Origin of the sequence: Streptomyces sp. KR55 (genome assembly GCF_052245645.1) — a bacterium.
In the GTDB taxonomy this organism is placed as follows: Bacteria; Actinomycetota; Actinomycetes; order Streptomycetales; family Streptomycetaceae; genus Streptomyces; species Streptomyces flavusporus.
Genome location: NZ_JBQQCE010000788.1, coordinates 1 through 2,600 on the forward strand (window position 1 = coordinate 1; position 2,600 = coordinate 2,600).

3 protein-coding genes and 1 pseudogene are annotated in these 2,600 nt (G+C 67.7%); 2 read left to right on the forward strand and 2 right to left on the reverse strand.

Features of this window, described 5'->3' with window-relative positions; genetic code table 11:
- Positions 1-122: 122 nt before the first annotated feature.
- Positions 123-281, forward strand: coding sequence for a hypothetical protein (locus ACTWQJ_RS50075; protein WP_443312997.1), 159 nt, complete (start codon positions 123-125; stop codon positions 279-281).
- A 48-nt stretch (positions 282-329) separates the two neighbouring features.
- Here the strand turns inward: ACTWQJ_RS50075 and ACTWQJ_RS50080 are convergent, their stop codons facing one another.
- Complete coding sequence (locus tag ACTWQJ_RS50080; protein ID WP_443312998.1) at positions 330-1,712, reverse strand: APC family permease; 1,383 nt, start codon at positions 1,710-1,712, stop codon at positions 330-332.
- 82 nt (positions 1,713-1,794) lie between these two features.
- Positions 1,795-2,079, reverse strand: a pseudogene (locus tag ACTWQJ_RS50085) (IS630 family transposase); the annotation flags it as partial.
- On the opposite strand from ACTWQJ_RS50085, the gene ACTWQJ_RS50090 reads away from it, so the two are divergent.
- Positions 2,056-2,445, forward strand: coding sequence for a hypothetical protein (locus ACTWQJ_RS50090; protein WP_443312999.1), 390 nt, complete (start codon positions 2,056-2,058; stop codon positions 2,443-2,445). The pseudogene ACTWQJ_RS50085 and the gene ACTWQJ_RS50090 sit on opposite strands and share 24 nt — an antisense overlap.
- Positions 2,446-2,600 lie beyond the last annotated feature (155 nt).

Here is a 2,600-nt window from a genome sequence, read left to right on the forward strand (position 1 = left end):
GACCGAGCCTGCCTCCGACGCCGCGATCGACACCGCCCATACGACATGACCTCACCGGACATTTGATCCATAGCTATTGACAATGGCTCGACTGTGCTGCTGGCGGGCGTCGGCGCGGGCATGTGGCTCAAGGCGCGCTCATCGGCACGCGGGAGCGCGCCGCAGACGCGCTGTTCTGGGTCCGGGCCGACCGGGTGCCCCGCTGTAGCCCGGCCGGCCCCCGCGCGGCGTCCTACCGCACGGCGGGCGACGCGCTGGCGGGCGGCGCCCGCCGACGCTGAGGCATCCGGGGGCACGGCCCTCGGGGAGTCACCCGAAGCCCTCGGGGGTCACCCTCGGGCCGCCTCCTTCTCGTGGCGGAGCTTCATCCACACCTTGTTGACCGCCCACAGCACGATCCCGATCCCGATCAGCACCCCCGCCCGGATGTACACATCCGCCGCCCGCTCCGACAACGGACTCGCCAGGATGATCGCCGTGATCGCCCCGAGCACCGGCAGGATCGTCGGCGTACGGAAGTGCTCGTGCGCGACGCTGTCCTTGCGCAGCACCAGCACGGCCACGTTGACCACCGCGAAGACGCACAGCAGCAGGAACGCCGTGGTGTCGCCGAGCCCCTCGATCTCGCCCGTCGACACCAGGCCGATCGCCAGCAGCGTGACGAAGATGATCCCGGTGATGGGCGTGCGCCGGCGGCGCAGCACGCGGCCCATGCCCTTCGGCAGGACCTTCTCGTTCGCCAGCCCGTAGCAGAGCCGCGACGCCATCATGATGTTGATCAGCGCCGAGTTGGTGACCGCGAAGAGCGCAATGGCCGCGAAGAGCTTCGGCGGGAAGGAGACCCCGCCAGCCTTGACGACCTCCAGCAGCGGCCCGCTGGACTGCTCCAGCGTCTGGTACGGGACGAGCAGCGACGAGACGAGCGCTACCAGTACATAGATCGTGCCGGTGACGGCGACGCCGGTGAAGATCGCGCGGGGGAAGGTGCGGACCGGGTCCTTCGTCTCCTCCGCCATGTTGACGGAGTCCTCGAAGCCGACGAAGGCGAAGAAGCCCAGGGCGGTGGCGCCCAGCACGCTCGTCAACAGCGCGTACCCCGTGCCCTCCGCCTGGAATTCGCCCAGCCGGGACGGCTCTCCGCCGCCCGTCAGCACCGCCCACGTGCCGATCGCGAGGATGATCAGCAGGCCGGTCAGCTCGACGAAGGTGAGCACCACATTGGTCTTCACCGACTCCGACACACCGCGCAGCGCCAGCGAGGCGAGGGCGAGGATGAAGACGATCGCGATCAGGATCGGCGGGATCGCGGTGGTGAACTCCTGAAAGTAGTCCCCGCTGAACGCGCGGGCGGCCGCGCTCGCGGACGACAGGCCCGAGCACATCACCATGAAGGCGATGATGAAGGTCAGGAAGGGGACCTTGAACGCCCTCTGCGTGTAGAGCGCGGCGCCAGCCGCCTTCGGGTACTTGCCGACGAGTTCGACGTACGACGCCGCAGTCAGTAGCGCGACGACGAAGCCGATCACGAACGGCAGCCACAGTGCGCCGCCGACCTTTCCCGCGACCTTGCCGGTCGTGGCGTAGATGCCGGTGCCCAGGATGTCGCCGACCACGAAGAGGATCAGCAGCTTCGGGCCGATGGCCCGTTTGAGCGACGGCTGGTGGTCCGGTGCGCCCCCGGACGTCGATGTGGGTGGCGTGGATGTGGCCATGTGACACCTCTGCCCGGTCGGCCCGACAGGATGCGTACGCTCGTACGGTTCAGCCGTACGGCCGGACAGGACCTAGTGCCGATCAGGCAACGTTCGCCCTGTTCACGACCTCGCGAAGGCGTTCGTCGGCGGCGTGCTTGTTCCGCCAGATGATGTAGCGGCGGATCATGCTTGCCTGCTGCTTGTGGCTGGTGTGGTCGGTGCCGTCGAGAGCAAAGTAGCGCAGGGCGGTGAACTGGGCCTCGATCCGGTTGAGCCAGGAGCTGTTGGTCGGGGTTTAGGCGATCTCCACGTTGTTCGCCGCCGCCCACGTCCCGACCCGCTGGCAGCGCCTCGTGGTCAGGTGCGGAGAGTAGTTGTCACAGACGAACGGCTGCGTGAGCAGATCACCCAGCTCAGCGAGCAACTCGCCGCCGCCGAACGTACCTCGGAGCGGCTCGAGAGCACCCGCGAGACCGTCCTGGAACTGGACGCCGAGGACGGTCTCCCGCCACCCGAACCGCTTCCGCCCGGCTACCACGAGATCCTGGCCGCCATCGAGCAGGCCGCGGACGCGCTCCGCGCCAAGGACGTGTGCAAGGCGCTGGGCACCGGCACCGAACCGCGGCACACCGAGGGCATGCGTGCCAAGCTGAAACACTTGGTCAACAGAGGCATCCTCACCGAGCCCGAGCCAGGTCTGTTCACCCTGCCCCGGCCGACACCACACATCCCAGCCGCCGACTCAAGCTGAGACCCGACGAAAGCTCGCAGAACACCCACTTAGTGGGCGTTTAGGTATCGCTTGTGGCACTACGTCGCTCTTGCGGCTGGTGCTCTTTGAGAGAGTTTATGCCCTACGTGGAGCTTCGCGGCCTTCCAGGCTCCGGCCTCGGCGTCCATTTGTTT

Excerpts from the sequence above, each read along its gene's own strand:
- ACTWQJ_RS50080 (WP_443312998.1), bottom strand. The coding sequence starts at position 1,712 with ATGGCCACATCCACGCCACCCACATCGACGTCCGGGGGCGCACCGGAC.